This is a genomic window from Citrobacter sp. CK194, from assembly GCF_030333395.1.
Taxonomy (GTDB): Bacteria; Pseudomonadota; Gammaproteobacteria; order Enterobacterales; family Enterobacteriaceae; genus Citrobacter_B; species Citrobacter_B koseri.
The window spans coordinates 78,722-105,488 of record NZ_JAOWGA010000012.1 but is presented as its reverse complement, the minus strand read 5'-3'; the positions used below and the strand labels follow the sequence as shown (position 1 = coordinate 105,488).

Annotated in this window: 19 protein-coding genes; 9 read left to right on the top strand and 10 right to left on the bottom strand. The window is 55.0% G+C overall.

All coding sequences use genetic code 11. The annotated features are described in order from the left end of the window. Positions 1-114: 114 nt before the first annotated feature. Positions 115-1,008, bottom strand: coding sequence for a carboxylating nicotinate-nucleotide diphosphorylase (gene nadC / locus OGX80_RS01200; RefSeq protein ID WP_012134056.1), 894 nt, complete (start codon positions 1,006-1,008; stop codon positions 115-117). Positions 1,009-1,095: 87 nt separating this feature from the next. On the opposite strand from nadC, the gene ampD reads away from it, so the two are divergent. Both ampD and ampE read left to right on the top strand, forming a co-directional pair. After that, positions 1,096-1,659 carry a 1,6-anhydro-N-acetylmuramyl-L-alanine amidase AmpD gene (ampD, locus tag OGX80_RS01195; protein ID WP_049008869.1) on the top strand — a complete coding sequence of 188 codons (564 nt, stop codon included), beginning with the start codon at positions 1,096-1,098 and terminating at the stop codon, positions 1,657-1,659. Beyond that, complete coding sequence (ampE, locus tag OGX80_RS01190) at positions 1,656-2,510, top strand: beta-lactamase regulator AmpE (RefSeq protein ID WP_115181989.1); 855 nt, start codon at positions 1,656-1,658, stop codon at positions 2,508-2,510. The genes ampD and ampE overlap by 4 nt, the downstream gene beginning before the upstream one ends. 89 nt (positions 2,511-2,599) lie before the next feature. Here ampE and OGX80_RS01185 read toward each other — a convergent pair whose 3' ends face one another. From OGX80_RS01185 to aroP, 3 genes are all read right to left on the bottom strand, one after another. Further along, entirely contained in the window at positions 2,600-3,550 is a 951-nt protein-coding gene (locus OGX80_RS01185) for a glycoside hydrolase family 43 protein (RefSeq protein WP_115181988.1), read from the bottom strand. Beyond that, positions 3,550-4,956: a glycoside-pentoside-hexuronide (GPH):cation symporter gene (locus tag OGX80_RS01180; RefSeq protein WP_101744240.1), complete on the bottom strand. Its 1,407-nt coding sequence runs from the start codon at positions 4,954-4,956 to the stop codon at positions 3,550-3,552. The genes OGX80_RS01185 and OGX80_RS01180 overlap by 1 nt, the downstream gene beginning before the upstream one ends. 155 nt (positions 4,957-5,111) lie before the next feature. Then, on the bottom strand, positions 5,112-6,485 hold the full coding sequence (gene aroP / locus OGX80_RS01175; RefSeq protein WP_012134051.1) for an aromatic amino acid transporter AroP: 1,374 nt from the start codon (positions 6,483-6,485) through the stop codon (positions 5,112-5,114). Positions 6,486-7,024: 539 nt separating this feature from the next. Here aroP and pdhR point away from each other — a divergent pair. From pdhR to lpdA, 4 genes are all read left to right on the top strand, one after another. Beyond that, positions 7,025-7,789, top strand: coding sequence for a pyruvate dehydrogenase complex transcriptional repressor PdhR (gene pdhR / locus OGX80_RS01170; protein ID WP_012134049.1), 765 nt, complete (start codon positions 7,025-7,027; stop codon positions 7,787-7,789). 163 nt (positions 7,790-7,952) lie between these two features. Next, positions 7,953-10,616 carry a pyruvate dehydrogenase (acetyl-transferring), homodimeric type gene (gene aceE, locus OGX80_RS01165; protein ID WP_012134048.1) on the top strand — a complete coding sequence of 888 codons (2,664 nt, stop codon included), beginning with the start codon at positions 7,953-7,955 and terminating at the stop codon, positions 10,614-10,616. Between the two features lie 14 nt (positions 10,617-10,630). After that, positions 10,631-12,520, top strand: a complete 1,890-nt coding sequence (gene aceF / locus OGX80_RS01160; protein ID WP_114847952.1) for a pyruvate dehydrogenase complex dihydrolipoyllysine-residue acetyltransferase — start codon at positions 10,631-10,633, stop codon at positions 12,518-12,520. 202 nt (positions 12,521-12,722) lie between these two features. Then, on the top strand, positions 12,723-14,147 hold the full coding sequence (gene lpdA / locus OGX80_RS01155) for a dihydrolipoyl dehydrogenase (protein ID WP_047463778.1): 1,425 nt from the start codon (positions 12,723-12,725) through the stop codon (positions 14,145-14,147). A gap of 125 nt (positions 14,148-14,272) precedes the next feature. Here lpdA and OGX80_RS01150 read toward each other — a convergent pair whose 3' ends face one another. Together OGX80_RS01150 and OGX80_RS01145 are read right to left on the bottom strand one after the other, a co-directional pair. Next, positions 14,273-15,064, bottom strand: a complete 792-nt coding sequence (locus OGX80_RS01150) for a DUF2950 family protein (RefSeq protein ID WP_115181987.1) — start codon at positions 15,062-15,064, stop codon at positions 14,273-14,275. A gap of 12 nt (positions 15,065-15,076) precedes the next feature. Continuing rightward, positions 15,077-16,618 (bottom strand): DUF3300 domain-containing protein, encoded by a 1,542-nt coding sequence (locus OGX80_RS01145; protein WP_115181986.1) that lies wholly within the window; start codon positions 16,616-16,618, stop codon positions 15,077-15,079. A gap of 400 nt (positions 16,619-17,018) precedes the next feature. Here OGX80_RS01145 and acnB point away from each other — a divergent pair, with 400 nt between their 5' ends. Next, positions 17,019-19,616: a bifunctional aconitate hydratase 2/2-methylisocitrate dehydratase gene (gene acnB, locus OGX80_RS01140; RefSeq protein WP_047458888.1), complete on the top strand. Its 2,598-nt coding sequence runs from the start codon at positions 17,019-17,021 to the stop codon at positions 19,614-19,616. Positions 19,617-19,793: 177 nt separating this feature from the next. Further along, positions 19,794-20,156, top strand: a complete 363-nt coding sequence (gene yacL, locus OGX80_RS01135) for a protein YacL (RefSeq protein WP_012134038.1) — start codon at positions 19,794-19,796, stop codon at positions 20,154-20,156. Positions 20,157-20,189: 33 nt separating this feature from the next. On the opposite strand, the gene speD is transcribed toward yacL, so the two are convergent. From speD to OGX80_RS01120, 3 genes are all read right to left on the bottom strand, one after another. Continuing rightward, the gene (speD, locus tag OGX80_RS01130; protein ID WP_012134037.1) at positions 20,190-20,984 is read right to left on the bottom strand and encodes an adenosylmethionine decarboxylase; all 795 of its coding nucleotides are present in this window, start codon (positions 20,982-20,984) and stop codon (positions 20,190-20,192) included. A 15-nt stretch (positions 20,985-20,999) separates the two neighbouring features. Continuing rightward, on the bottom strand, positions 21,000-21,866 hold the full coding sequence (gene speE / locus OGX80_RS01125; RefSeq protein WP_115181985.1) for a polyamine aminopropyltransferase: 867 nt from the start codon (positions 21,864-21,866) through the stop codon (positions 21,000-21,002). A 118-nt stretch (positions 21,867-21,984) separates the two neighbouring features. Continuing rightward, positions 21,985-22,332 (bottom strand): YacC family pilotin-like protein, encoded by a 348-nt coding sequence (locus tag OGX80_RS01120; RefSeq protein WP_012134034.1) that lies wholly within the window; start codon positions 22,330-22,332, stop codon positions 21,985-21,987. Between the two features lie 167 nt (positions 22,333-22,499). Between OGX80_RS01120 and cueO the strand changes: the two genes are divergently transcribed. Next, on the top strand, positions 22,500-24,065 hold the full coding sequence (gene cueO / locus OGX80_RS01115; protein ID WP_115181984.1) for a multicopper oxidase CueO: 1,566 nt from the start codon (positions 22,500-22,502) through the stop codon (positions 24,063-24,065). 147 nt (positions 24,066-24,212) lie between these two features. Here the strand turns inward: cueO and OGX80_RS01110 are convergent, their stop codons facing one another. Continuing rightward, positions 24,213-26,603, bottom strand: a complete 2,391-nt coding sequence (locus tag OGX80_RS01110) for a glucose/quinate/shikimate family membrane-bound PQQ-dependent dehydrogenase (protein ID WP_286471078.1) — start codon at positions 26,601-26,603, stop codon at positions 24,213-24,215. Between the last annotated feature and the right edge of the window lie 164 nt (positions 26,604-26,767).

Below are 26,767 nucleotides of genomic sequence, written 5' to 3'. Positions count from 1 at the left end.
GCGTTGCATCGTTTGTAGGCCCGATAAGCAAAGCGCCACCGGGCATTATCAGCCGGGATTTACATCGTTTGTCGGCCCGATAAGCGGAGCGCCATCGGGCATGACAATCCGGCGTTAGCGAAAACGCATGGAGAGATCGAGCGCTCTCACATGTTTGGTCAGCGCGCCAACGGAGATAAAATCCACACCGGTTTCGGCAAATTCGCGCAGGGTTTCATCAGTGACATTGCCGGAAACTTCCAGCCGCGCCTGTCCGTTGGTGCGTTTCACCGCTTCACGCATCTGATCCGTTTCGAAGTTATCCAGCATGATGATGTCTGCGCCCGCTTTCAGCGCGTCGTCCAGCTCATCCAGATTCTCAACTTCAACTTCAACCGGCACATCAGGATGCAGCCAGAAGGCTTTCTCGACCGCCTGGCGCACTGAGCCGGAAGCGATGATGTGGTTCTCTTTAATCAGAAAGGCGTCGGAAAGCCCCAGACGGTGATTCGCGCCGCCGCCGCACAATACGGCGTATTTTAATGCGGTTCGCAGACCCGGCAGGGTTTTGCGGGTGTCCAGCAGTTGCGTTTTTGTCCCCGCCAGTAAATCAACGTATTTACGGACTTCGCTTGCGACGCCGGAAAGCGTCTGAACAAAGTTCAACGCGGTGCGCTCGCCGGTCAGCAGGATGCGAGACGGGCCGTCCAGTTCAAACAGCGGCTGGTTGGCTTTAATGCTGTCGCCGTCCTGTACGCGCCAGGTGATGCTGACATCATCGCCGGCCAGTTGAATAAAGACCTCTTCTACCCAACGTTTTCCGCAGAATACGCCATCTTCACGGGTAATCACCGTGGCGTGAGAACGGGTGTTCTCCGGTAAAAGCTGCGCGGTAATATCGTTATTTGCGTCAACTTCTCCGCCTAAATCTTCACGCAGCGCCTGGGCGACAGCGGTGGGGATATCCAGATTTATGCGTTCCAACAGCGCGTCACGTCGGTAGTCGGGGTTGTAGCGGCGAGGCGGCATGATAAAACTCCAAATTGGTAACGAATCATAAGGTAGAAACATGCTACTCTGAACCGGATAACTGCACCATATAAAAGGAGGTTCTGTATGCTGTTAGACAAGGGCTGGCTGGCGGAGGCGCGACGCGTCCCCTCTCCCCATTTTGACTGCCGCCCGGATGACGAAACCCCTTCTTTGCTGGTGGTGCACAATATCAGCCTGCCGCCAGGCGAGTTTGGTGGTCCGTGGATTGATGCGCTATTCACCGGAACACTCGATCCCGCTGCCCATCCTTTTTTTGCCGAGATTGTCCATTTGCGCGTTTCGGCACATTGTCTGATTCGCCGTGATGGCGAAATTGTGCAGTATGTCCCTTTCGACAAGCGTGCCTGGCATGCGGGCGTGTCGAACTATCAGGGGCGTGAGCGCTGTAATGATTTTTCCATTGGTATCGAGCTGGAGGGAACGGACACGCTAGCTTATACCGATGCGCAGTATCAGCAACTGGCCGCCGTGACGCGCACGCTGATTGCGCTTTACCCGGCGATAGCCGACAACATGACCGGACACTGCAATATTGCGCCTGAGCGTAAAACCGATCCCGGTCCGTCTTTCGACTGGGCGAAGTTTCGCGCGCTGGTCACCGCCTCGTCACACAAGGAGATGACATGACGCTGTTTACGACATTACTGGTGCTGATTGTTGAGCGCCTGTTCAAGCTGGGTGAGCACTGGCACCTCGACCACCGACTGGAGGTCCTGTTCCGCCGGACGACGCATTTTTCGATGGTGCGTACGCTGGGGATGACGATTGTTGCGATGGCGGTGACGTTCCTGCTGCTGCGTGCGCTGGAAGGTTTACTGTTTAACGCTCCCACGCTGGTGGTCTGGATACTGATTGGTGTGTTGTGTATTGGCGCAGGGAAGGTTCGTCTACATTATCACGCGTACCTGAACGCGGCTTCCCGTAATGATGCCCATGCCCGTGAAGCGATGGCTAACGAACTGACGCTGATCCACGGCGTGCCGCCAGACTGCAACGAACGGGAGTTTTTGCGCGAGCTGCAAAATGCGCTGCTCTGGATAAATTTCCGCTTCTATCTGGCGCCGCTGTTCTGGTTTATTGTCGGCGGCCCGTGGGGGCCGGTGACGCTGGTCGGCTATGCGTTTCTGCGCGCCTGGCAGTCCTGGCTGGCGCGTTATCAAACGCCGCATCAACGTTTACAGTCCGGCATTGATGCGATTCTTCATGTTCTGGACTGGATTCCGGTGCGTCTGGCTGGCGTGGTTTATGCGCTGCTGGGGCATGGCGAGAAGGCGCTGCCCGCCTGGTTTGTTTCGCTGGCGGATCTGCGCACGTCTCAGTACCAGGTGTTGACGCGTCTGGCACAGTTCTCGCTGGCCCGCGAGCCGCACACGGATAAGGTCGAAACGCCGAAAGCCGCTGTTTCAATGGCGAAGAAAACGTCTCTGGCGGCGGTGGTGGCGATCGCATTTCTGACCATTTACGGAGCGCTGGTGTAATGTCGTTTTGCCGGATGGCGCTGTGCTTATCCGGCCTACGTTTGCACGGACTGTAGGCCCGGCAAGCGCAGCGCCGCCGGGCAACGAGCTCAGACGGTATCCGCAGGCGGGATGCCAAAATCTGGCATTCCGTTTTCGTCCCAGCGAATCAGCTTCAGGCGGGTATGACGGTTCGGATCGTACAGCGGATCGCCTTCAATCTCCGTATAATTTCGCGCATGGTAGACCAGTACATCATCGCCTTCCGGCGTTTGGGTAAAGCTGTTGTGCCCGGGCCCATACTGGCGGTTTTCATTGCTGGTGGTAAAGACCGGACGCGGTGATTTGTGCCAGTTTGCCGGATTTTGCGGATCGGCATGCATATCAATCCACAGCAGACCCATACAGTAGTTTTCGTCGGTGGCGCTGGCGGAATAGCTGATAAACAGCTTATCGCCGTGCGTGATAACCGCAGGCCCTTCATTGACGCGAAAACCCCGGCACTCCCAGTCATATTCCGGCTTGCTGAGCATCACCGGCGCGCCTTTGATCGTCCACGGATTTTCCAGCCCGGCAAGATAGATATTGGAATTTCCGGCGATATCCGGCGCTTTCTGCGCCCACAAATACCACTGTTTTCCCTGATGGCTAAAAGTCGTGGCATCCAGCGCGAAGGTATCAAATGGTGTTTTGATCTGACCTTTTTCTTCCCAGACGCCGCTGAGTGGGTCGGCATCTGTACACTCCAGGACAAACATACGGTGCTGGAACATTCCCAGTTTGTCGAGCGCCTGGGTATGCGCGGCGGCGAAATAGATGTACCACTTGCCGTCGATGTGGTGAATCTCTGGCGCCCAGATAAGCTCGCACATCGGGCCGCTTTCAGGTTTACGCCAGACAACGACAGGGGAGGCGGTGCGTAAGTTTTCCAGCGAGTTTGCCCGACGGATCTCCAGCCGGTCATACTCCGGCACCGAGGCGATAAAGTAATAATGGTTGCCGTCGCGAAGAATAAACGGATCGGCGCGTTGTTCAATAAACGGGTTGGGCCAGTTTTGCATCAGGCTTTCCTTACTGTTTCAGCGACGTTAAATTGCGGGTCATCGTTGAGCTCGCGGTAGCTGGCGCGGCGTTTTTCCAGGTCCTTCTGAATCTGTTTCATCAGTTCGCGATCCACTTTCAGCAGGCGAACCACGCCGGCGGTGATCAGATAGCCGACGCCGGGGATCACCGTGAAGAGCAGAACAATACCGCCGATTGCCGTATCGCTCTGCGCTTTGGCGCCAGCGTCGTAGCCATACCAGGATAACAGGAAACCGACCATTGCTCCGGCAATCGCCAGGCCCAGTTTCAGGAAGAACAGGTTGCCGGAAAAACTGATGCCGGTGATGCGCTTGCCGGTTTTCCATTCGCCGTAGTCATCGACGTCTGCCATCAGCGACCAGTGCAGCGGGGAAGGGATCTGATGCAGGATGTTAAGCAGGAAGTAGAGCACTACGATAAGCGTAGTGGCTTTTGGATCGAAGAAGTAAAAGGCGCAGGAGAACAGCGCCAGCGCGATATTGGTCCAGAAGAAGACCTTCAGTTTGCACCAGCGGTCGGTCAGCACTTTCGCCAGCATACTGCCGATCATCATTCCCACCACGCCGAGGCTAATGAAAAGGGTGGCGAAGTGAGTGCTTTGCCCCATTACCCAGGTCACGTAATACATGGTTGCCGCCATGCGGATAAACCCCGGACAGACGTTGCACAACGTCAGCAGCAGGATGCGCACCCATTGATCGTTTTTCCATACGTCTTTGAAATCGTTCTTCATGTCATCATGAGTAGGAACGGCAGGACGAATGCGTTCACGAACGGTGGCGAAGCAGAACAGGAACATGCACATGCCGATAATCGCCAGTACGGTCATCGCCATCTGGTAGCCTTTGGCTTTATTGTCGCCGCCAAACCACTCCACCATCGGCAGCAGCGTTAATGACAACAGCAGAGTGGCAATCCCGACCAGCACAAAACGGTATGACTGGCAGGCCACGCGCTCTTGCGGATCGTTGGTGATGACGCCGCCTAATGAGCAGTAGGGAATATTGATGGCGGTGTAGGTAATCGACAGCAGAAAATAGGTGACAAACGCATAGATAACCTTGCTGTTATATGTCCATTCCGGGGTGGTGAACATCAGGATGCTGAACAGCGCATAAGGGAAGGCAATCCACAGCAGCCAGGGACGAAATCGCCCGTATTTGCTTTGGGTACGATCGGCGATTGCGCCCATAATCGGGTCGGTAACGGCATCAATCACGCGAACGGAGAGGAGTAATACGCCGACCAGAGCGGGAGCCAGCCCAAAAATATCTGTATAAAAATAGTTAACAAACAGCATTATGGCGCCAAAGATGATGTTGCATCCGGCGTCACCCATGCCATAGCCGATTTTTTCTTTTATCGACAGCTTACCCTTTTCCATTGAAACGTCTCCCATCAGATGATGTAGAGAATTATTCTGCGCAAGCGAAGTAATTGCGTTGCAGGATAACGCCGCTGATATGGATAAAATGGCTATACAGAGGAAAATGTGAGGCAGGTTGCAACCCTCACTCTTGCGAGTGAGGGCCGTGGGGATTAATGCGCTTTAACGGTTTTTGCGGTTTTCTGTTTACACAGATAGCCTACGCCCAGAATGACAATCCACACCGGAATCAGGTAGACCGAGATGGCCATGCCTGGCGTCATCAGCATAATGACCAGCACCGCCGCCATAAACAGCAGGCAGACCCAGTTACCCAGCGGGTAGAACAGCGCCGGGAAGCGAGTTTTCACTCCCTGCTGCTGTTTGGCGCGACGGAACTTTATGTGCGCGAGGCTGATCATTGCCCAGTTGATCACCAGAGCAGAGACCACCAGCGCCATCAGCAAGCCGAATGCCGAGTCCGGCGCCATATAGTTAATCAGCACGCAGAGCGCGGTAACCAGTGCGGAAACCAGAATGGTGTTCACCGGTACGCCGCGTTTATCCACGCTTAAAAACACTTTCGGCGCGTTGCCCTGCTGAGCCAGGCCGAACAGCATACGGCTGTTGCAGTATACGCAGCTGTTATAGACGGACAGCGCCGCGGTCAGTACCACGATATTCAGCGCGTTGGCTACGAGGGTATCGCCCAGTTCGTGGAAGATCAGGACGAACGGGCTGGTATCCGCCGTTACGCGCGTCCACGGCAGCAGAGAAAGCAGCACCGCCAGCGAACCAATATAGAAAATCAAAATACGGTAGATAACCTGGTTCGTCGCTTTCGGAATGCTTTGCTCCGGGTTGTCCGCTTCCGCCGCCGTGATCCCGACCAGCTCCAGTCCGCCGAAGGAGAACATGATAATCGCCATCATCATGACCAGCCCGGTGAAGCCATGCGGCAGAAAGCCGCCCTGTTCCCACAGGTTACGCACGGTTGCCTGCGGGCCGCCGTTGCCGCTAAACAGCAGCCAGCCGCCGAAGAGGATCATCGCCACCACTGCGATAACTTTAATGATGGCAAACCAGAACTCCATCTCACCAAACACTTTCACGTTGGTCAGGTTGATGGCGTTGATGAGCACAAAGAAGGCCGCAGCGGAGACCCAGGTGGGGATTTCAGGCCACCAGAACTGAATGTATTTCCCGACCGCCGTCAGTTCCGCCATTGCAACCAGCACATACAGCACCCAATAGTTCCAGCCGGAAGCGAAGCCTGCAAATCCGCCCCAGTATTTATAGGCGAAGTGGCTGAACGAACCGGCAACCGGCTCTTCAACCACCATTTCACCTAACTGACGCATGATCAGAAAAGCGATAAAGCCCGCGATGGCATAACCCAGAATAATCCCTGGCCCTGCTGACTGGATAACGGATGCGCTGCCCAGAAACAGCCCGGTACCGATTGCGCCCCCCAGGGCGATTAGCTGGATATGGCGGTTTTTAAGACCGCGCTTTAGCTGCTCGCCATGCTGTTGACCTTCCATCATGAAACCTCGTGTGTGGTTATTTTTGAACTACGCAGTGACGCGTGTGTAAGTTTGCAATTCCATTTGTTGTATTAATATGTTTACGCTGATGAAATCTTAATTGTTACCGAAAGTCTTTCGTCGGCTAAAGAATAATGGTATGCGGGCGTTAATGCACCTGCTTTATGAAGGGACGATGACGAGTTGAATAAAAAGAAACCATTTGTAAATACCACCTCTCCCACCTCAAATTTTAGCTGATAAATATTTATTCATTATTTGTGAATATAAAGTCATTGAATAAGCAGTTGAATCGGTTCAGATAAAATTTTTCCTCGTTTCAATTACGTTAAATCTACTCCCGGGGGAGTAAATTTAACATTTGTGCATAGTTACATCTTTGAAACGTTATTTCTGTAATCTTGTTAAAATGTGCGTGGTTTACTGATTTCAATCAAAACCTGTATGGACAGAAGGTGAATACTTTGTTACTTTAGCGTCACGAACGTGAAATTGGTAAGACCAATTGACTCCGGGCAAATGGCTTAAGACAGGAAATCATGGCCTACAGCAAAATCCGCCAACCAAAACTATCCGATGTGATTGAGCAGCAGCTGGAGTTTTTAATTCTTGAGGGGACTTTGCGCCCCGGCGAAAAACTCCCACCGGAACGTGAACTGGCTAAACAGTTCGACGTCTCCCGCCCCTCTTTACGCGAGGCGATCCAACGTCTCGAAGCGAAGGGTTTGCTGCTTCGTCGCCAGGGCGGCGGAACTTTTGTACAGAGCAGTCTGTGGCAGAGCTTTAGCGACCCACTGGTAGAACTGCTCTCCGATCATCCTGAATCCCAATTTGACCTGCTTGAGACGCGCCATGCGCTGGAAGGCATTGCCGCTTATTACGCGGCATTGCGTAGCACGGATGAAGACAAAACCCGCATTCGTGAACTCCATCATGCTATCGAGCTTGCTCAACAGTCCGGCGATCTGGATGCCGAATCCGACGCGGTTCTCCAGTATCAAATCGCTGTCACCGAAGCGGCGCACAATGTGGTGCTGCTCCATCTGCTAAGGTGTATGGAGCCGATGCTGGCGCAAAACGTTCGTCAGAACTTTGAATTGCTGTATGCGCGCCGGGAGATGCTTCCGCTGGTGAGCAGTCATCGTACCCGTATTTTTGAAGCGATCATCGCCGGTAATCCGATCGATGCGCGTGAAGCGTCGCATCGTCACCTGGCGTTTATCGAAGAGATTCTCCTGGACAGAAGCCGTGAGGAAAGCCGTCGTGAACGCGCCTTACGCCGTCTGGAGCAACGAAAGAATTAGTGATTTTTCTGGCAGAACGTTAACCAGAAGATGTTGTAAATCAAGCGCAAATTATAGCGCGCGGCAACTAAACGCAGAACCTGTCTTATTGCGCTTTCTGGCGAAAGCTCAATGGGACAGGTTCCAGACAAATCAACGTATTAGATAGATAAGGAATACCCCCATGTCAGAACGTTTCCCAAATGACGTGGATCCGATCGAAACTCGCGACTGGCTACAGGCGATCGAATCGGTCATCCGTGAAGAAGGTGTTGAGCGTGCTCAGTATCTGATTGACCAGCTTCTTTCTGAAGCCCGCAAAGGCGGCGTGAAAGTAGCGGCAGGTGCAGGGGCTAGCAACTATGTAAACACTATTGCCGTTGAAGATGAACCGGAATACCCGGGCAATCTGGAACTGGAGCGTCGTATCCGTTCAGCTATCCGCTGGAACGCCATCATGACCGTACTGCGTGCGTCTAAAAAAGACCTCGAACTGGGTGGCCACATGGCTTCCTTCCAGTCTTCCGCAACTGTTTATGATGTTTGCTTCAACCACTTCTTCCGCGCACGCAATGAGCAGGATGGCGGCGACCTGGTATACTTCCAGGGCCACATCTCCCCGGGCGTGTATGCACGCGCATTCCTGGAAGGCCGTCTGACTGAAGAACAGATGGACAACTTCCGTCAGGAAGTTCATGGCAAAGGCCTCTCTTCCTACCCGCACCCGAAACTGATGCCGGAATTCTGGCAGTTCCCGACCGTATCTATGGGTCTGGGCCCAATCGGCGCGATCTACCAGGCTAAATTCCTGAAATATCTGGAACACCGTGGTCTGAAAGACACGTCCAAACAGACCGTTTACGCTTTCCTGGGCGACGGCGAGATGGACGAGCCGGAATCCAAAGGGGCTATCACCATCGCCACCCGTGAGAAACTGGACAACTTGGTCTTCATCATCAACTGTAACCTGCAACGTCTGGACGGCCCGGTAACCGGTAACGGCAAGATCGTTAACGAACTGGAAGGCATCTTTGACGGCGCTGGCTGGAACGTGATCAAAGTGATGTGGGGCGGTCGTTGGGATGAGCTGCTGCGTAAAGACACCAGCGGTAAACTGATCCAGCTGATGAACGAAACCGTTGACGGTGACTACCAGACCTTCAAATCCAAAGATGGCGCTTACGTACGTGAGCACTTCTTCGGTAAATATCCAGAAACCGCAGCCCTGGTTGCTGACTGGACTGATGAGCAGATCTGGGCACTGAACCGTGGTGGTCACGATCCGAAGAAAGTCTACGCTGCACTGAAAAAAGCGCAGGAAACCAAAGGCAAAGCAACAGTAATCCTGGCCCATACCATCAAAGGTTATGGCATGGGTGACACTGCCGAAGGTAAAAACATTGCGCACCAGGTTAAGAAAATGAACATGGACGGCGTTCGTTACGTCCGCGATCGTTTCAACGTGCCGGTATCCGATGCTGATATCGAAAAACTGCCGTACATTACCTTCCCGGAAGGTTCTGAAGAGCACACTTATCTGCACGCACAGCGTCAGAAACTGCACGGCTACCTGCCGAGCCGCCAGCCGAACTTCACTGAGAAGCTGGAACTGCCGACCCTGGAAGACTTCGGCGCGCTGCTGGAAGAACAGAACAAAGAAATCTCCACCACTATCGCTTTCGTTCGTGCCCTGAACGTGATGCTGAAAAACAAGTCGATCAAAGATCGTCTGGTTCCGATCATCGCCGACGAAGCGCGTACTTTCGGTATGGAAGGTCTGTTCCGTCAGATCGGTATTTACAGCCCGAACGGCCAGCAGTACACCCCGCAGGACCGTGAGCAGGTTGCTTACTACAAAGAAGACGAGAAGGGTCAGATTTTGCAGGAAGGCATCAACGAGCTGGGCGCAGGTTCTTCCTGGCTGGCCGCTGCGACCTCTTACAGCACCAACAACCTGCCGATGATCCCGTTCTACATCTACTACTCCATGTTCGGGTTCCAGCGTATCGGCGACCTGTGCTGGGCAGCAGGTGACCAACAGGCGCGCGGCTTCCTGATCGGTGGTACTTCCGGTCGTACGACGCTGAACGGCGAAGGTTTGCAGCACGAAGATGGCCACAGCCACATTCAGTCTCTGACTATCCCGAACTGTATCTCTTACGATCCGTCTTACGCGTACGAAGTTGCGGTCATCATGCACGATGGTCTGGAGCGTATGTACGGTGAGAAACAAGAGAACGTTTACTACTACATCACCACGCTGAACGAAAACTACCACATGCCAGCCATGCCGGAAGGTGCTGAGGAAGGTATCCGTAAAGGTATCTACAAACTCGAAACCCTCGAAGGTAAGAAAGGTAAAGTTCAGCTGCTGGGCTCCGGTTCTATCCTGCGTCACGTTCGCGAAGCAGCAGAGATCCTGGCGAAAGATTACGGCGTAGGTTCTGACGTTTACAGCGTCACCTCCTTCACTGAACTGGCGCGTGATGGCCAGGATTGTGAGCGCTGGAACATGCTGCACCCGCTGGAAACTCCACGCGTTCCGTACATTGCTCAGGTAATGAACGACGCGCCGGCAGTGGCATCGACTGACTATATGAAACTGTTCGCCGAGCAGGTTCGTACTTATGTACCGGCTGATGATTACCGCGTACTGGGTACTGACGGTTTCGGCCGCTCTGACAGCCGTGAGAACCTGCGTCACCACTTCGAAGTGGATGCATCTTATGTGGTTGTTGCGGCTCTGGGCGAGCTGGCTAAACGTGGCGAAATCGATAAGAAAGTGGTAGCGGAAGCCATCACCAAATTCAACATCGATGCAGATAAAGTTAACCCGCGTCTGGCGTAAGAGGTAAAAGAATAATGGCTATCGAAATCAACGTACCGGACATCGGGGCTGATGAAGTTGAAATCACCGAGATCCTGGTCAAAGTGGGCGACAAAGTTGAAGCTGAACAGTCGCTGATCACCGTAGAAGGCGACAAGGCCTCTATGGAAGTTCCATCGCCGCAGGCGGGCGTCGTTAAAGAGATTAAAGTCTCTGTTGGCGACAAAACCGCGACGGGCGCACTTATCATGATTTTCGATTCCGCCGACGGTGCAGCTGACGCTGCGCCAGCTCCGGCAGAAGAGAAGAAAGAAGCCGCTCCGGCAGCTGCTCCTGCTGCTGCGGCAGCGAAAGACGTACACGTACCGGATATCGGCGGCGACGAAGTTGAAGTCACCGAGATCCTAGTCAAAGTGGGCGACACCGTTGCGGCTGAGCAGTCGCTGATCACCGTAGAAGGCGACAAAGCCTCTATGGAAGTGCCGGCGCCGTTCGCGGGTACGGTTAAAGAGATCAAAGTCAACGCTGGCGATAAAGTGTCTACCGGCTCTCTGATCATGGTCTTCGAAGTGGCGGGCGCTGCGCCTGCTGCTGCGCCCGCTCAGGCGGCAGCACCAGCAGCGGCGGCTCCGGCAGCAGCGGCTGGCGCGAAAGACGTTAACGTACCGGACATCGGCGGCGACGAAGTTGAAGTCACCGAAGTGATGGTTAAAGTCGGCGATAAAGTGGAAGCTGAACAGTCGCTGATCACCGTAGAAGGCGACAAAGCCTCTATGGAAGTGCCGGCGCCGTTCGCGGGCGTGGTTAAAGAGCTGAAAGTTAACGTTGGCGACAAAGTGTCTACCGGCTCTCTGATTATGGTCTTCGAAGTGGAAGGCGCTACCCCTGCCGCGGCTCCGGCTGCTGCTCCGGCACCTGCCGCTGCACCTGCTCAGGCCGCTAAACCGGCTGCTGCGCCTGCGGCAAAAGCGGAAGGCAAATCTGAGTTTGCTGAAAACGACGCTTACGTTCACGCGACCCCGCTGATTCGCCGCCTGGCGCGCGAGTTCGGCGTTAACCTGGCGAAAGTGAAGGGCACTGGCCGTAAAGGTCGTATCCTGCGCGAAGACGTTCAGGCTTACGTGAAAGACGCTATCAAGCGCGCTGAATCCGCGCCAGCGGGCGCAACCGGCGGTTCTCTGCCAGGTCTGCTGCCGTGGCCGAAAGTGGACTTCAGCAAGTTTGGTGAAGTGGAAGAAGTTGAACTGGGCCGCATCCAGAAAATCTCTGGTGCTAACCTGAGCCGTAACTGGGTGATGATCCCGCACGTTACGCACTTCGACAAAACGGATATCACCGATCTGGAAGCGTTCCGTAAGCAGCAGAATGCGGAAGCTGAAAAACGTAAGCTGGACGTGAAATTCACGCCAGTGGTCTTCATCATGAAAGCCGTTGCCGCTGCTCTGGAACAGATGCCGCGCTTCAACAGCTCTCTGTCTGAAGACGGTCAGCGCCTGACGTTGAAGAAGTACATCAACATTGGTGTCGCGGTCGACACGCCGAACGGTCTGGTTGTTCCGGTGTTCAAAGATGTGAACAAGAAGAGCATTACTGAGCTGTCCCGTGAACTGACGACCATCTCTAAGAAAGCGCGTGATGGTAAGCTGACCGCTGGCGAAATGCAGGGCGGTTGCTTCACTATCTCCAGCATCGGCGGCCTGGGCACCACCCACTTCGCGCCGATTGTGAACGCGCCGGAAGTGGCTATCCTCGGCGTTTCTAAGTCCGCAATGGAACCGGTGTGGAATGGTAAAGAGTTTACTCCGCGTCTGATGATGCCGATTTCTCTCTCCTTCGACCACCGCGTGATTGACGGTGCTGATGGTGCTCGCTTTATCACCATCATCAACAACACGCTGTCTGACATTCGCCGTCTGGTGATGTAAGCAAGCAAAAAAGTCGGCCTGACGGCCGGCTTTTTTCTGGTAATCTCATGAAGTGAGTGAGGTTATCGTGCGAAAGACAAATCGGTTGCCGTTTGTTGTTTCAAAATTGTTAACAATTTTGTAAAATACGGGCGGATAGAACGACCCGGTGGATGATGGGCGACAAGACCAGGGATCGCCGGGAATAAATTAAGAGGTCATGATGAGTACTGAAATCAAAACTCAGGTCGTGGTACTTGGGGCAGGCCCGGCAGGTTACTCTGCTGCCTTCCGTTGCGCTGATTTAGGTCTGGAAACCGTAATCGTAGAACGTTACAACACCCTCGGCGGTGTTTGTCTGAACGTCGGCTGTATCCCTTCTAAAGCTCTTCTGCACGTAGCAAAAGTTATCGAAGAAGCCAAAGCACTGGCTGAACACGGTATCGTTTTTGGCGAGCCGAAAACCGATATCGACAAAATTCGTACCTGGAAAGAGAAAGTTATCACTCAGCTGACCGGCGGTCTGGCTGGTATGGCGAAAGGCCGTAAAGTGAAAGTGGTAAACGGTCTGGGTAAATTCACCGGGGCCAACACCCTGGAAGTGGAAGGCGAGAACGGCAAAACCGTGATCAACTTCGACAACGCGATTATTGCAGCAGGTTCCCGTCCGATCCAACTGCCGTTTATTCCGCACGAAGATCCGCGCGTCTGGGACTCCACCGACGCACTGGAACTGAAATCCGTACCGAAACGTCTGCTGGTTATGGGCGGCGGTATCATCGGTCTGGAAATGGGTACGGTGTACCATGCGCTGGGTTCAGAGATCGACGTGGTTGAAATGTTCGACCAGGTTATCCCGGCGGCTGACAAAGACATCGTTAAAGTCTTCACCAAACGCATCGGCAAGAAATTCAACCTGATGCTGGAAACCAAAGTGACTGCCGTTGAAGCGAAAGAAGACGGTATTTACGTTTCCATGGAAGGCAAAAAAGCACCAGCAGAAGCACAGCGTTACGATGCGGTGCTGGTGGCTATCGGCCGTGTGCCGAACGGTAAAAACCTCGATGCTGGCAAGGCTGGCGTAGAAGTTGACGACCGTGGCTTCATCCGCGTAGACAAACAGCTGCGCACTAACGTACCGCACATCTTTGCTATCGGCGATATCGTCGGTCAGCCGATGCTGGCGCACAAAGGTGTTCACGAAGGTCACGTTGCCGCTGAAGTTATCGCCGGTAAGAAACACTACTTCGATCCGAAAGTTATTCCGTCCATCGCCTACACTGAGCCAGAAGTTGCATGGGTAGGTCTGACGGAGAAAGAAGCGAAAGAGAAAGGCATCAGCTACGAAACCGCCACCTTCCCGTGGGCAGCGTCTGGCCGTGCTATCGCTTCTGACTGCGCAGACGGTATGACCAAGCTGATTTTCGACAAAGAGTCTCACCGTGTTATCGGTGGCGCGATTGTCGGCACCAACGGCGGCGAGCTGCTGGGCGAAATCGGTCTGGCGATCGAGATGGGCTGTGATGCTGAAGACATCGCGCTGACTATCCACGCTCACCCGACTCTGCACGAGTCCGTTGGCCTGGCAGCCGAAGTGTTCGAAGGCAGCATCACTGACCTGCCGAACCCGAAAGCGAAGAAGAAATAATCTTCTGAGTGGATAAAGAAAAAGCGGCTTAGCGGCCGCTTTTTTATTGGGGCAAATCCTGCCCCGGGTTTTGCCGGATGGCGGCATCAACGCCTTATCCGGCCTGTAATCTTTGATAACCGCTTTTACTCAACGGTCTGCCAGTGGGCATCGGCATTGAATTTATTGATTGTCGCGACGTTCTTCTCCGTCTCTTTTCCCAGGTTCGCCTGATACACCTTATCGTCCTGATTAACCATAAAGCTCATGACGCCCGTCTTCCCCCAAATTATCGGCCAGGCCAGCAGGGCGAAACCGTTTTCTGTGCTATCGGGAATAATGCGGAAATGGTAGCCGTGATAACCCTCACCGGGTGCCGAAGGACTGAATGCCGGGCCTAACGGGCTGGGCATCTCGCCGGGTTGTGCCGGCCAGTACAGTCCATCCTGCTGACCTTTGCTACTGATGAGTTTTGTCGCGAACCTCTGTTTGCGTTGCCAGTAATCGTATTGGGCATCCACATAGGCGCGCATCGCTTCTATCGCCGACAGTTCATTGCGGCCGATGGCGCGGGTGAGGATCTCGTCCTGAGCGGCCGCCATATCAAAATGCCAGCCATCAGCATCTTTCATCATCGGTACAGGCAGTTGCCACTCGTCGCGCCCGACGTTCAGGTGCGCGGTATCGCCTTGCTGCACGATACGGTGGCTGATTTTCCAGTCGCGGTTAAAGCGGGCAACGGCTTCGGGATCGGCGCCTTCCTGCGGCAGAAACTGTCGCCAGTTGTCGCCCAATAGCGCGGTCAACTGCGCCTCGTTTTGCGTGGCGACTGCGGTCGCGAACGCCGTTGCCGCGTCGTCAGGCGAAGGGAAGCGTTGTTGCGCGTAGCTCAACAACGGCAGCGACAGCAGCAGGGTGCTTAACAGGATTTTTTTCATCATCGACTCCGGTTAACGACGGCGAAATTCATGGCGCTCGGAAAGGTGTTCACGCGCAGCGGCATGCTGTTCAGTATTGAGATTGCCGACGTGACGACTCTGCTGGCCGCGCTGCTGCTGAGATTGCCAGGAGGGCGAACGGCTGTCGTTACCGCTGAACACATTGGCATGGTTCTGCCGGAAGGTCTGACGCTGCTGCGGCGTGGCGGATGCGACGCGCTGGTGAACGGTCTCCCGTTGCTGCTGTGACAGTGAATGTGACTGAACCGACTCCCTGTGAACGCTGTCTTGCCGGGTGTCGTAGCCGCGATAGTTATTCCGCTGGGCAATCTGGTTTAGCTGCTGCGAGGCCGCTTTGCGCTGGGCATCGCGGGACGTCGCGCCAGGCGGTTGGGTTCGCGTGGCGGGAGACGCGTGGCTGTGCTGCTGGAATTGCGCCATCGCCGCCTGACGCTGGCTGTCGCGGGAGGCTGGCGTCTGTTGAGTGGCGCTTAACCCGCCGCTGACATCGGTTTGATGAAAACGTTGGGACACCGCGTTGTTCTGATAGGGCACGCCGTTGCGATACGCCGGGTTGTGCTGCCAGGCCATTGTCTGCCCTTTGAGATTTTGCCCGGTAATGTGATTGAAGTTATTCACATTGATATTGATGTTATCCCCGTTGTGCTGGTAGCCATTGCCGCCGTGATGGTCGTTATCATCGTGGTGGTGATGGTCATCGTCGTGGTGATGATGATCGTCGTCCCAGTCGATGCTGCTGAACAACGCGTAGGTGGTGGCGACGCCGAGGCTATAACCAAAGCCTTTCACGAAACTGTCGGCGAATTGCTGTCCGGGAGGCGGCGGCAGATACACGGGCGGGTAAGCGGTGTTCGGCCAGGCGCCGTAAACGGTCGCGGGATTATAGTTGGGAACATAGACGACCTGTGGATCGGCGGGCTCAATTTTGATCACCGTCGGCGTCGTGCTTTGTACGTTAGCGGCGGCGCTCTGCTTCGGCGTGCTGCTAACCGTTTGCTGCGGCGTGGATTTCAGCGAGCCGGTTTGCTGCGCCAGTAAACGCAACCGTTGCACCGCGTCCATGACGTCCTGCGGCTGGGCCAGAAAAGCGTCGCCAAGGTTTTGCACCCACGTTGGGTTTTCGCCCATCAGCGCCATCAACTGGGGAAACGCCACCAGTGATTTCACGCTCGGGTCCCAGGGCTGACCGGAGACGGCCTGTATTGCCGCATCGCCTTGCAGGGTTGGGTTGTCATGCGACCACTGCACTGCCTGAACCACGTTCGCCGGATAGGTGGCGGCCATCAGCACCTGAGAAAGCAGCGAGTCAGGGTAGAGCGCTATCGGGGCGACCCATTGATCGATTTGCGCTGCGGTAAACGCGGCTTTTGCTTCAGGTTCCGCGGCGGCGGTCGGCTGCGGCTGCACGACGACGGGCGCGGGTTGAAGCGGGGCTTCGGGCGTGCGGCTTTTTACATACAACACACCCGAAGCGGCAAATAACCCTGCGCTGCATACCAGCGCAATTACATGGGGCTTAAAGGGCAACGTCATTTTATCTCTCCCGATTCCTGAAGAATCGTCATGGTCATTATGCCTGCCGCCAGCGGGTGCGGTGTTGCGTGAGTATAGGGCGGCGGGAGTTTAATTTTTGACTAATATTGGGATCGCTACCGTCAGGTGATGATTAGCGTTCGAAATAATGTGAGCAAACGTTGCAGGGGAAAATGTCTCTTTCCTGAAAAGGCGAAGGGCAATAGACCATGCGTAACGATTCAGCCACTTTTTTATGTTGCTTTTTTGTAAACAGATTAACACCCCACTAAAATCCTGCTATTCTGCCCGTTGCGGTATCGGGCATTTACCCTACAAACTGCTGTCTCACAGGAGCGTGAAGAGAATCGCCCATATACAAAAGCGCCGCACTATGACAATGAGAGCGAGGAGAACCGTCGTGCTAGAAGAATACCGTAAGCACGTAGCTGAGCGTGCCGCCCTTGGGATTGTGCCCAAACCCTTAGATGCAACCCAAATGGCCGCACTTGTCGAGCTGCTGAAGACCCCGCCTGTGGGCGAAGAAGAATTCCTGTTAGACCTGTTAATCAACCGTGTTCCCCCTGGCGTCGATGAAGCCGCCTATGTAAAAGCGGGCTTTCTCGCTGCCGTCGCGAAAGGCGACACCACCTCCCCGCTGGTTACTCCAGAAAAAGCCATTGAACTGCTGGGCACCATGCAGGGTGGTTACAACATTCATCCGCTGATTGACGCGCTGGACGATGCCAAACTGGCGCCGATTGCTGCTAAAGCGCTGTCCCATACCCTGCTGATGTTCGACAACTTCTACGATGTAGAAGAAAAAGCCAAAGCGGGCAACGAATATGCGAAGCAGGTGATGCAGTCCTGGGCCGATGCCGAATGGTTCCTGAACCGTCCTGCTCTGGCTGAAAAAATCACCGTTACCGTCTTTAAAGTGACCGGTGAAACCAACACCGACGACCTCTCCCCGGCGCCAGATGCCTGGTCCCGCCCGGACATTCCGCTGCACGCGCTGGCGATGCTGAAAAACGCCCGTGAAGGCATTGAGCCGGATCAGCCTGGCGTGGTGGGGCCGATCAAACAGATCGAAGCGTTGCAGCAAAAAGGCTATCCGTTAGCCTACGTGGGCGACGTTGTTGGCACCGGTTCTTCGCGTAAATCCGCTACCAACTCCGTGTTGTGGTTCATGGGCGATGACATCCCGAATGTGCCGAACAAACGCGGCGGCGGTCTGTGTCTTGGCGGCAAAATTGCGCCTATCTTCTTTAACACGATGGAAGATGCGGGCGCGCTGCCCATTGAAGTGGACGTGAATAACCTGAACATGGGCGATGTGATTGACGTTTACCCGTACAAAGGTGAAGTCCGCCATCACGAAACCGGCGAACTGCTGGCGAGCTTTGAACTGAAAACCGACGTGCTGATCGACGAAGTGCGCGCGGGCGGTCGTATTCCGCTGATCATCGGTCGCGGCCTGACCACCAAAGCGCGTGAAGCGCTGGGTCTGCCGCACAGCGATGTGTTCCGTCAGGCGAAAGACGTGGCGGAAAGCGCTCGCGGCTACTCGCTGGCGCAGAAGATGGTGGGCCGTGCCTGCGGCGTTGCCGGTATCCGTCCGGGCGCTTACTGCGAACCGAAAATGACCTCCGTAGGCTCTCAGGATACCACTGGCCCAATGACCCGTGACGAACTGAAAGACCTGGCGTGCCTGGGCTTCTCGTCTGACCTGGTGATGCAGTCTTTCTGCCATACCGCAGCGTATCCGAAACCGGTTGACGTAACTACGCACCACACGCTGCCGGATTTCATCATGAACCGTGGCGGCGTCTCTCTGCGTCCGGGCGATGGCGTAATCCACTCCTGGCTGAACCGTATGCTGCTGCCGGATACCGTTGGTACCGGCGGCGACTCCCATACCCGTTTCCCGATTGGTATCTCCTTCCCGGCGGGTTCTGGCCTGGTGGCGTTTGCGGCGGCGACTGGCGTCATGCCGCTGGATATGCCGGAATCAGTGCTGGTGCGCTTTAAAGGCAAAATGCAGCCGGGTATCACCCTGCGCGATCTGGTACACGCGATCCCGCTGTACGCGATCAAACAGGGTCTGCTGACCGTTGAGAAGAAAGGTAAGAAAAACATCTTCTCCGGCCGTATTCTGGAAATCGAAGGGCTGCCGGACCTGAAAGTGGAACAGGCGTTTGAGCTGACCGATGCCTCTGCGGAGCGTTCTGCGGCAGGCTGTACCATTAAGCTCAACAAAGAGCCGATTATCGAGTACCTGAACTCCAACATCGTTCTGCTGAAGTGGATGATCGCGGAAGGTTACGGCGATCGCCGCACCCTGGAGCGCCGTATTCAGGGCATGGAAAAATGGCTGGCGGACCCGCAGTTGCTGGAAGCGGATGCGGATGCTGATTATGCGGCGGTGATCGAGATCGATCTGGCTGATATCAAAGAGCCGATCCTCTGCGCGCCGAACGATCCTGACGATGCGCGTCTGCTGTCTGATGTGCAGGGCGAGAAGATTGACGAAGTCTTTATCGGTTCCTGTATGACCAACATCGGTCACTTCCGTGCGGCAGGTAAACTGCTGGATGCGCACAAAGGCCAGCTGCCGACCCGCCTGTGGGTGGCGCCGCCAACCCGTATGGATGCCGCGCAGTTGACCGAAGAGGGCTACTATAGCGTCTTTGGTAAGAGCGGCGCGCGGATTGAAATTCCAGGCTGTTCACTGTGCATGGGGAACCAGGCGCGTGTGGCTGACGGGGCGACGGTTGTTTCTACCTCAACCCGTAACTTCCCGAACCGTCTGGGAACCGGGGCGAACGTCTATCTGGCTTCTGCGGAACTGGCGGCGGTTGCGGCGCTGATCGGCAAACTGCCGACGCCGGAAGAGTACCAGACCTACGTTGCGCAGGTGGATAAAACCGCCGTGGATACCTACCGTTATCTGAACTTCGATCAGCTTTCCCAGTACACCGAGAAAGCCGACGGCGTGATTTTCCAGACTGCGGTGTAACGGCTCCGACCTGTTCTGCGTAAAAACGCATCAATGCCCGGTGAAACCTTGCGTCACCGGGCATTTTTATTTCTATTCCTTCCGCCCGTTCCGCTTTTTTTCTTCCGTTGTGCTGCGATAATTACAGCATGGGCGCAATGCGGTAATGGCGCATTGCCGGGAGCAGAGGAACACATTATGGATTACGAATTTCTGCGCGATATTACCGGAGTGGTAAAAGTGCGAATGTCCATGGGCCACGAGGTGGTGGGGCACTGGTTTAACGAAGAAGTGAAAGAGAACCTGGCCTTGCTTGATGAAGTGGAACAAGCGGCGCGTGCGCTAAAGGGCAGTGAGCGTTCCTGGCAACGGGCGGGACATGAATATACGCTCTGGATGGATGGCGAAGAGGTGATGGTTCGCGCTAATCAACTGGAGTTTACCGGCGACGAAATGGAAGAGGGGATGAACTACTACGACGAAGAGAGCTTATCGCTCTGCGGCGTGGAGGACTTTCTTCAGGTTGTTGCGGCTTACCGTCATTTCATTCAACAACGCTAAATACGGTGGAGCCTCCGTGCTCCGCCGTTACGCTTATACCGCAGGGATATTGCGGCCGTAGTAAATCTCGCGCATCTCTTTCCACAGCGCAGCGGTAATCTCTTTGCGCTCGGTTTCCGTCAGATCTTCCGGTTTAGTGTGGAACATGTAGTGCTTAAGATCGAACTCTTTAAGCAGCATCTTGGTATGGAAGATATTTTCCTGATACACGTTCACATCCACCATGTCATACAGCGACTTCATGTCGTCGGACATAAAGTTCTGAATGGAATTAATCTCATGATCGATAAAGTGTTTCATGCCGTTGACGTCGCGGGTAAACCCACGTACGCGGTAGTCGATGGTGACGATATCGGACTCTAACTGGTGGATCAGGTAATTCAGCGCCTTCAGCGGGGAAATCACGCCGCAGGTCGAAACTTCAATGTCGGCGCGGAAGGTGCACAATCCGCCTTCCGGGTGGCTTTCCGGGTAGGTATGCACGCAGATATGGCTCTTATCCAGATGGGCGACGACGGCCTCGGGCAGCGGGCCGGGATGCTCTGTTTTGTCGATAAGCTGCGGGTCGACCGGCTCTTCGCTTACCAGAATAGTGACGCTGGCGCCCTGGGGTTCATAATCCTGGCGGGCGATATTCAGGATATTCGCGCCGATGATGGAGCACGTCTCTGACAGAATTTCCGTCAGGCGATTGGCGTTATAGAGTTCATCGATATAGGCAATGTAACCATCGCGCTCTTCTGCGGTTTTGGCGTAGCAGATATCGTAAATACAAAAACTCAGACTTTTGGTCAGATTATTAAAGCCATGCAGTTTCAGTTTTTTCAATTTCTTATCTTCTCCTTAGGACGACGGTGTTGCGAGCGCGTCTTGCAAATACTGAGGTAAGGCAAAAGCTGCCGTGTGAACAGACGGATTGTAGTAACGGCATTTCAGGCCGGAGGTATGGAAACGCGCCTGAATAATCTCGGTTGACAGGTGGCGCAGCGCGTCATTGTCCGTCGCCCACGCGAAGGTCATAATGCCGCCGTAGTAGGTCGGAATGGCTGCCTGGTAGAAGCTGACATCGCCAAAGTAATGGCTGAGCTTGCGGTGGCTGTCAATGGCTTCATCCTGTTGCAGGAAGCAGACGCCGTTCTGTGCGACAAAGATCCCGCCAGGATTCAGACAGCGCTTGCAACCTTCATAGAAGGTTGAGGTGAACAGACTCTCGCCGGGGCCGATCGGATCGGTACAGTCGGAGATGATCACATCAAAGGTCTGGCTGGTCTGATTCACGAAGTTAACGCCATCGTCGATCACCAGATTAAAACGCGGATCGTCATAGCTGCCTGCGTTGTGATTCGGCAGATACTGACGGCAGAAAGAGACCACGCCTGCGTCGATCTCCACCATCGTGATCGTTTCGACATTTTTATGCCGTGTCACTTCACGCAGCATTGCGCCGTCGCCGCCGCCGATGATCAGCACATGTTTCGCGTGGCCGTGTGCCAGCAGCGGAACGTGGGTCATCATCTCGTGATAGATAAACTCATCGCGCTCGGTGGTTTGCACCACGCCGTCCAGCGCCATTACGCGGCCAAACGCGGCGTTCTCGAAAATAATCAGATCCTGGTGATTGGTTTTCTCGTGATACAGCACGTTGTCCACGGCAAAGTACTGACCAAACTGGTCGTGTAGCGTTTCATGCCACTTCGTATTTTCGGCCATTGGCTGATACCTCCATTGTTAACACCCGTAAAAAATGGGCGCAACATAATAGCTAACAATGACCGATGATGCACGGTCATTATTTCAGCAATAAGGTATCCGTTGGGTATAACGCGAGTTATTTTACGTAGGCCAGCAAACTCAGGGAATCGCGCGCCAGCGCTTTGCATTTTTTGGCGACGGGAATGCCGATGCCGCTCAGATCGCGGTAGCTGTCTTCACCGAGGGATTTCATGTCGAAGGAGTCGTAATTGCTGAGGTCCCACTGGTTTTGCTGGGCAAAAAAGACCAGTGCGCGACGAATCTGACCGTTCGGGAGATTCTGGTAGCCGCAGTCATTTTTCAGAAAGACGAACACCGCCGTTAAATCTGCCATATCTTCGGCTTCGGATTCACTGAGCGCATAGCTGTTTGCGCATACGGCCATCAGGCTGCCGAACAACACTGTTCTGAAAAACGTCTTCATTGCTTCTACCACTGCATCACGGAAATTAAACGTTAGCACACTGCGGGCTAGGCGACGACATTTATTATTGTATCCGACGGGCGTCTGTGACTTGACCTTCCCGTAAGGGGAGGGTCTATGCTCAAAGGTCAGACTGCGTCCCGCCGGTTGAAAATAAGGAAGTGATTATGCAACGTCGTGATTTCTTAAAATATTCTGTGGCGCTTGGGGTCGCATCGGCACTGCCGTTGTGGAGCCGCGCCGTGTTTGCTGCGGAACGTCCCGCGTTACCCATTCCCGATCTTTTAACCGCCGACGCGCGCAATCACATTTCGCTGATTGTCAAAGCCGGACAGTCGACCTTCGCGGGTAAAACGGCAACGACCTGGGGCTACAACGGCACGCTACTCGGGCCGGCGCTTAAGCTGCACAAAGGTCAGCGTATTACCGTGGATATTCATAACCAGCTTGCCGAGGAGACGACGCTGCACTGGCATGGGCTGGAAGTTCCCGGCGAAGTGGACGGAGGCCCGCAGGGGGTGATTGCGGCGGGCGGCAAGCGCTCCGTCACCTTCACGCCTGAACAGCGTGCGGCAACCTGCTGGTTCCACCCTCATCAGCATGGGAAAACCGGTCGTCAGGTGGCGATGGGACTGGCGGGCCTGGTACTGATTGAAGATGAAGACATTGGCAAACTGCTCCTGCCAAAACAGTGGGGGATAGACGATGTGCCGGTGATTATTCAGGACAAACAGTTTTCCCCTGACGGACAAATCAATTATCAGCTGGATATGATGACCGCCGCCGTCGGGTGGTTTGGCGACACGCTGCTGACCAACGGGGCGATTTATCCGCAGCATGCTGCGCCAAAAGGCTGGCTGCGTCTGCGTCTGCTGAATGGCTGCAACGCGCGTTCACTGAACATCGCCACCAGCGACAACCGTCCGCTGTATGTTATCGCCAGCGATGGCGGCCTGCTGGCGGAGCCGGTGAAGGTAAACGCACTGCCCATGTTAATGGGGGAGCGTTTCGAAGTGCTTATCGACATCAGCGACGGCAAAGCGTTTGAGTTGATGACGCTGCCCGTCAGCCAGATGGGGATGACGATCGCGCCGTTTGATAAACCGCACCCGGTTATGCATATTCAGCCGCTGGCGGTCACGGCCTCCGGCACCTTGCCGGATACGCTGACCACGATGCCTGCATTGCCTTCTCTTGATGGCCTGACGCAGCGAAAACTGCAACTGTCGATGGACCCGATGCTCGACATGATGGGTATGCAGATGCTGATGCAAAAGTATGGCGATCGGGCGATGGCGGGAATGGATCATGGGCAGATGATGGGGCATATGAATCATGGCTCAATGGATCACGGCAATGATGGACATATGAATCACGGCGGGAAGTTCGATTTCCACAATGCCAATAAGATCAACGGTCTGGCGTTTGATATGACGACACCAATGTTTGCCGCCGCCAAAGGGCAGTATGAGCGTTGGGTTATTTCCGGCGAAGGTGACATGATGCTGCATCCGTTCCATATTCATGGTACGCAGTTCCGCATCCTGTCGGAAAACGGCAGAGCCCCGGCGGCGCATCGCGCAGGCTGGAAGGATACGGTGCGGGTTGAAGGCGGGATCAGCGAGGTGCTGGTGAAGTTTGATCACGAGGCATCGCAAGAACATGCTTACATGGCGCACTGCCATCTGCTGGAGCATGAAGATACAGGCATGATGCTTGGCTTTACGGTATAAACATGCCGGATGGCGCTGGCGCTTATCCGGCCTACAGTCTCGGTTTTACGGTATAAACATGCCGGATGGCACTGACGCTTATCCGGCCTACAGTAAAGTGAGCATCCTGTAGGCCGGATAAGGCGAAGCCGCCATCCGGCATAAACGTTACTGCGCGTCGTCAGGCAGAGCGTACGCGACAATATAGTCGCCCATCTTCGTCCCGAACGAACCGTGCCCCCCGGCGGAAATCACGACGTACTGCTTACCGTTGACTTCATACGTCATCGGCGTTGCCTGACCGCCTGCGGGCAGACGGCCTTCCCACAGTTTTTCACCATTGCTCATGTTGTAAGCGCGCAGGTAGTTATCTGCGGTCGCGGCAATAAACAGCACGTTGCCAGCGGTAGAGATTGAGCCGCCCAGCATTGGCATCCCCATATTGAACGGCACCTTAAACGGCATCGGGAACGGCATGCTGTCCTGCGGCGTACCAATACGTTTTTTCCAGACAACTTCGTTGGTTTTCAGATCCAGCGCGGAGATGTAACCCCAGGCAGGCTGTTTACACGGCAGACCAAACGGCGACAGGAACGGGTTCAGCGTCACGCCATACGGTACGCCATACTGCGGCTGAATACCCGATTCCGAACCGGTGCCTTTGGCATCTTCCGGCGGCTCCATCGGATTACCTGGGCCGCGTGGGATCAGTTTAGAGACAAACGGCAGCGCCATCGGGTTGGCAATCGCCACCTGACGGTTCGGATCGACGGAAATGCCGCCCCATTCGAACATACCGAGGTTGCCCGGGAAGACCAGCGTGCCTTTTTCTGACGGCGGGGTAAAGATCCCTTCATAACGCATCTGATGGAACATCACGCGGCACACCAGCTGATCGAACATGGTGGCGCCCCACATATCCGCACCGGTCAGGTCTTTCGTCGGACGGAAGCTCAAATCAGAGAACGGCTGCGTTTTGGTGACGTAATCCCCTTTGGCCGCGCCCTGCGGCACCGGTTTTTCCGGGGCAGGCACCACAAGCTGACCATTGCGACGGTCCAGCACGAAAATATTACCGGTTTTTGCCGGAGCGTAGATGACCGGAACGGTTTGCCCTTTCACAGTGATATCCGCCAGCGTCGGCTGGGACGGCATATCCATATCCCACAGATCGTGATGAACGGTCTGATAGCTCCAGGCCAGTTTACCGGTCGTTGCATTGAGCGCCAGGATCGAGCTGGCATAGCGCTCCTGCTCTGGCGTACGGTTGCCGCCCCAGATATCTGGGGTGGTGACGCCCATCGGCAGATAGACCAGATCCAGCTTCGCGTCATACGCGGCTGGTGCCCAGGAGTTTGGCGAGTTTGGCGTGAAGTGGTGCTCATCCGACGGGATCGCGTTCGGGTCTTTCGCACCGGGATCGAATGCCCACAGCAGTTTACCGCTGTTCACGTCAAAGCCGCGAATAACCCCGGACGGCTCGCGGGTAGAGAAGTTATCGGTGACGGCGCCTGCAATGACGATCACCTTGTCGGTCACGACCGGCGGTGATGTGGGTTCATACATGCCCGGCGTAGTGACCGGCATATTGGTTTGCAGGTTCAGAATGCCGTTGTTGGCAAAGGATTCGCACAGCTTGCCGTTGTCCGCGTTGAGGGCGAAAACACGGCCATCGTTCACCGGCAGAATAATGCGGCGCGGGCAGTCTGAAACGACATCCGGCGAGGCGTTATCGGCCGTGGCTTCATGATAGGAGACGCCACGACAGGTGACATGCTGGAAGCTGGGATCGGTATTGAGTTGCGGGTCGAAATGCCACTTCTCTTTCCCGCTCGCCGCGTCCAGCGCAAACAGACGCTGGTGGGCGGTACACAGATACAGCGTATCGCCGACTTTAATCGGGGTCACTTCGTTGGTGATTTCACCCGGATCGTTCGGCTGCTTCAGATCGCCGGTACGGAACACCCACGCCTCTTTCAGGTTGTGGACGTTATCAGCAGTGATCTGCTTCAGCGGAGAGTAGCGCTGCCCTTCCTGATTGCGGCCATAGGCAGGCCAGTCCTGGTCCGCAACCGGAGAGATCGGTTCGGCAGGCACCGCGTCCGCGCTTAGCGTACCGTTGATCTCTTGCGGGTCGTTGAAGCCAGCCCAGGTGAGGATGCCGCCGCTTATCAGCAGGGCAACTACCAGCGCGCTGACAGCGCCGCTGGAAGGGACGCTCAGGCGATGCCAGACAAACGGTAAAATCAGCCAGATGCCGAAGAAGACCAGAATGTCGCTACGCGGGGTCAGCGCCCAGAAGTCGAAGCCGACTTCCCACACGCCCCAGATCATAGTGGCGAGGAGCAGGGCGGCATACAGCCACAGCGCGGAACGCTTGCTGCGCCATAATAGCCCGGCGACGCCAAGCATGACGATGCCCGCAATCGGGTAGTACCAGGAGCCGCCGATGGCGACCAGCCAGCCGCCGCCGATCAGCAGATACAGCCCGCAGAGTGCAGCGAAGAGGGCTGTCAGCGTCACGAGAAGCCGTGGCGCTTTTGCGTTGTTATTTGCCATAAAAAGATACCATCTCAATTTGTTAATTTTTTAGTAGCAATTAATTATAGGATTTAACAAGTGTGATCGTCATCACAAAATGAGCTTTATTAACAGATGCCGCGAATAAATACTTTTGCTGGTATACTGCGTGCCTTGCGCTTCGATGCTGTCTTATCAAGAGC

Bases quoted from the DNA above. Each gene is read 5' to 3' on its own strand.
- OGX80_RS01120 (WP_012134034.1), bottom strand. From the start codon at position 22,332: ATGAAGACGTTTTTCAGAACAGTGTTGTTCGGCAGCCTGATGGCCGTA.
- aroP (WP_012134051.1), bottom strand. From the start codon at position 6,485: ATGATGGAAGGTCAACAGCATGGCGAGCAGCTAAAGCGCGGTCTTAAA.
- OGX80_RS01180 (WP_101744240.1), bottom strand. From the start codon at position 4,956: ATGGAAAAGGGTAAGCTGTCGATAAAAGAAAAAATCGGCTATGGCATG.
- OGX80_RS01110 (WP_286471078.1), bottom strand. From the start codon at position 26,603: ATGGCAAATAACAACGCAAAAGCGCCACGGCTTCTCGTGACGCTGACA.
- ampD (WP_049008869.1), top strand. From the start codon at position 1,096: ATGCTGTTAGACAAGGGCTGGCTGGCGGAGGCGCGACGCGTCCCCTCT.
- OGX80_RS01150 (WP_115181987.1), bottom strand. From the start codon at position 15,064: ATGAAAAAAATCCTGTTAAGCACCCTGCTGCTGTCGCTGCCGTTGTTG.
- speE (WP_115181985.1), bottom strand. From the start codon at position 21,866: ATGGCCGAAAATACGAAGTGGCATGAAACGCTACACGACCAGTTTGGT.
- aceE (WP_012134048.1), top strand. From the start codon at position 7,953: ATGTCAGAACGTTTCCCAAATGACGTGGATCCGATCGAAACTCGCGAC.
- aceF (WP_114847952.1), top strand. From the start codon at position 10,631: ATGGCTATCGAAATCAACGTACCGGACATCGGGGCTGATGAAGTTGAA.
- yacL (WP_012134038.1), top strand. From the start codon at position 19,794: ATGGATTACGAATTTCTGCGCGATATTACCGGAGTGGTAAAAGTGCGA.
- cueO (WP_115181984.1), top strand. From the start codon at position 22,500: ATGCAACGTCGTGATTTCTTAAAATATTCTGTGGCGCTTGGGGTCGCA.
- lpdA (WP_047463778.1), top strand. From the start codon at position 12,723: ATGAGTACTGAAATCAAAACTCAGGTCGTGGTACTTGGGGCAGGCCCG.
- OGX80_RS01185 (WP_115181988.1), bottom strand. From the start codon at position 3,550: ATGCAAAACTGGCCCAACCCGTTTATTGAACAACGCGCCGATCCGTTT.
- pdhR (WP_012134049.1), top strand. From the start codon at position 7,025: ATGGCCTACAGCAAAATCCGCCAACCAAAACTATCCGATGTGATTGAG.
- OGX80_RS01145 (WP_115181986.1), bottom strand. From the start codon at position 16,618: ATGACGTTGCCCTTTAAGCCCCATGTAATTGCGCTGGTATGCAGCGCA.
- ampE (WP_115181989.1), top strand. From the start codon at position 1,656: ATGACGCTGTTTACGACATTACTGGTGCTGATTGTTGAGCGCCTGTTC.
- nadC (WP_012134056.1), bottom strand. From the start codon at position 1,008: ATGCCGCCTCGCCGCTACAACCCCGACTACCGACGTGACGCGCTGTTG.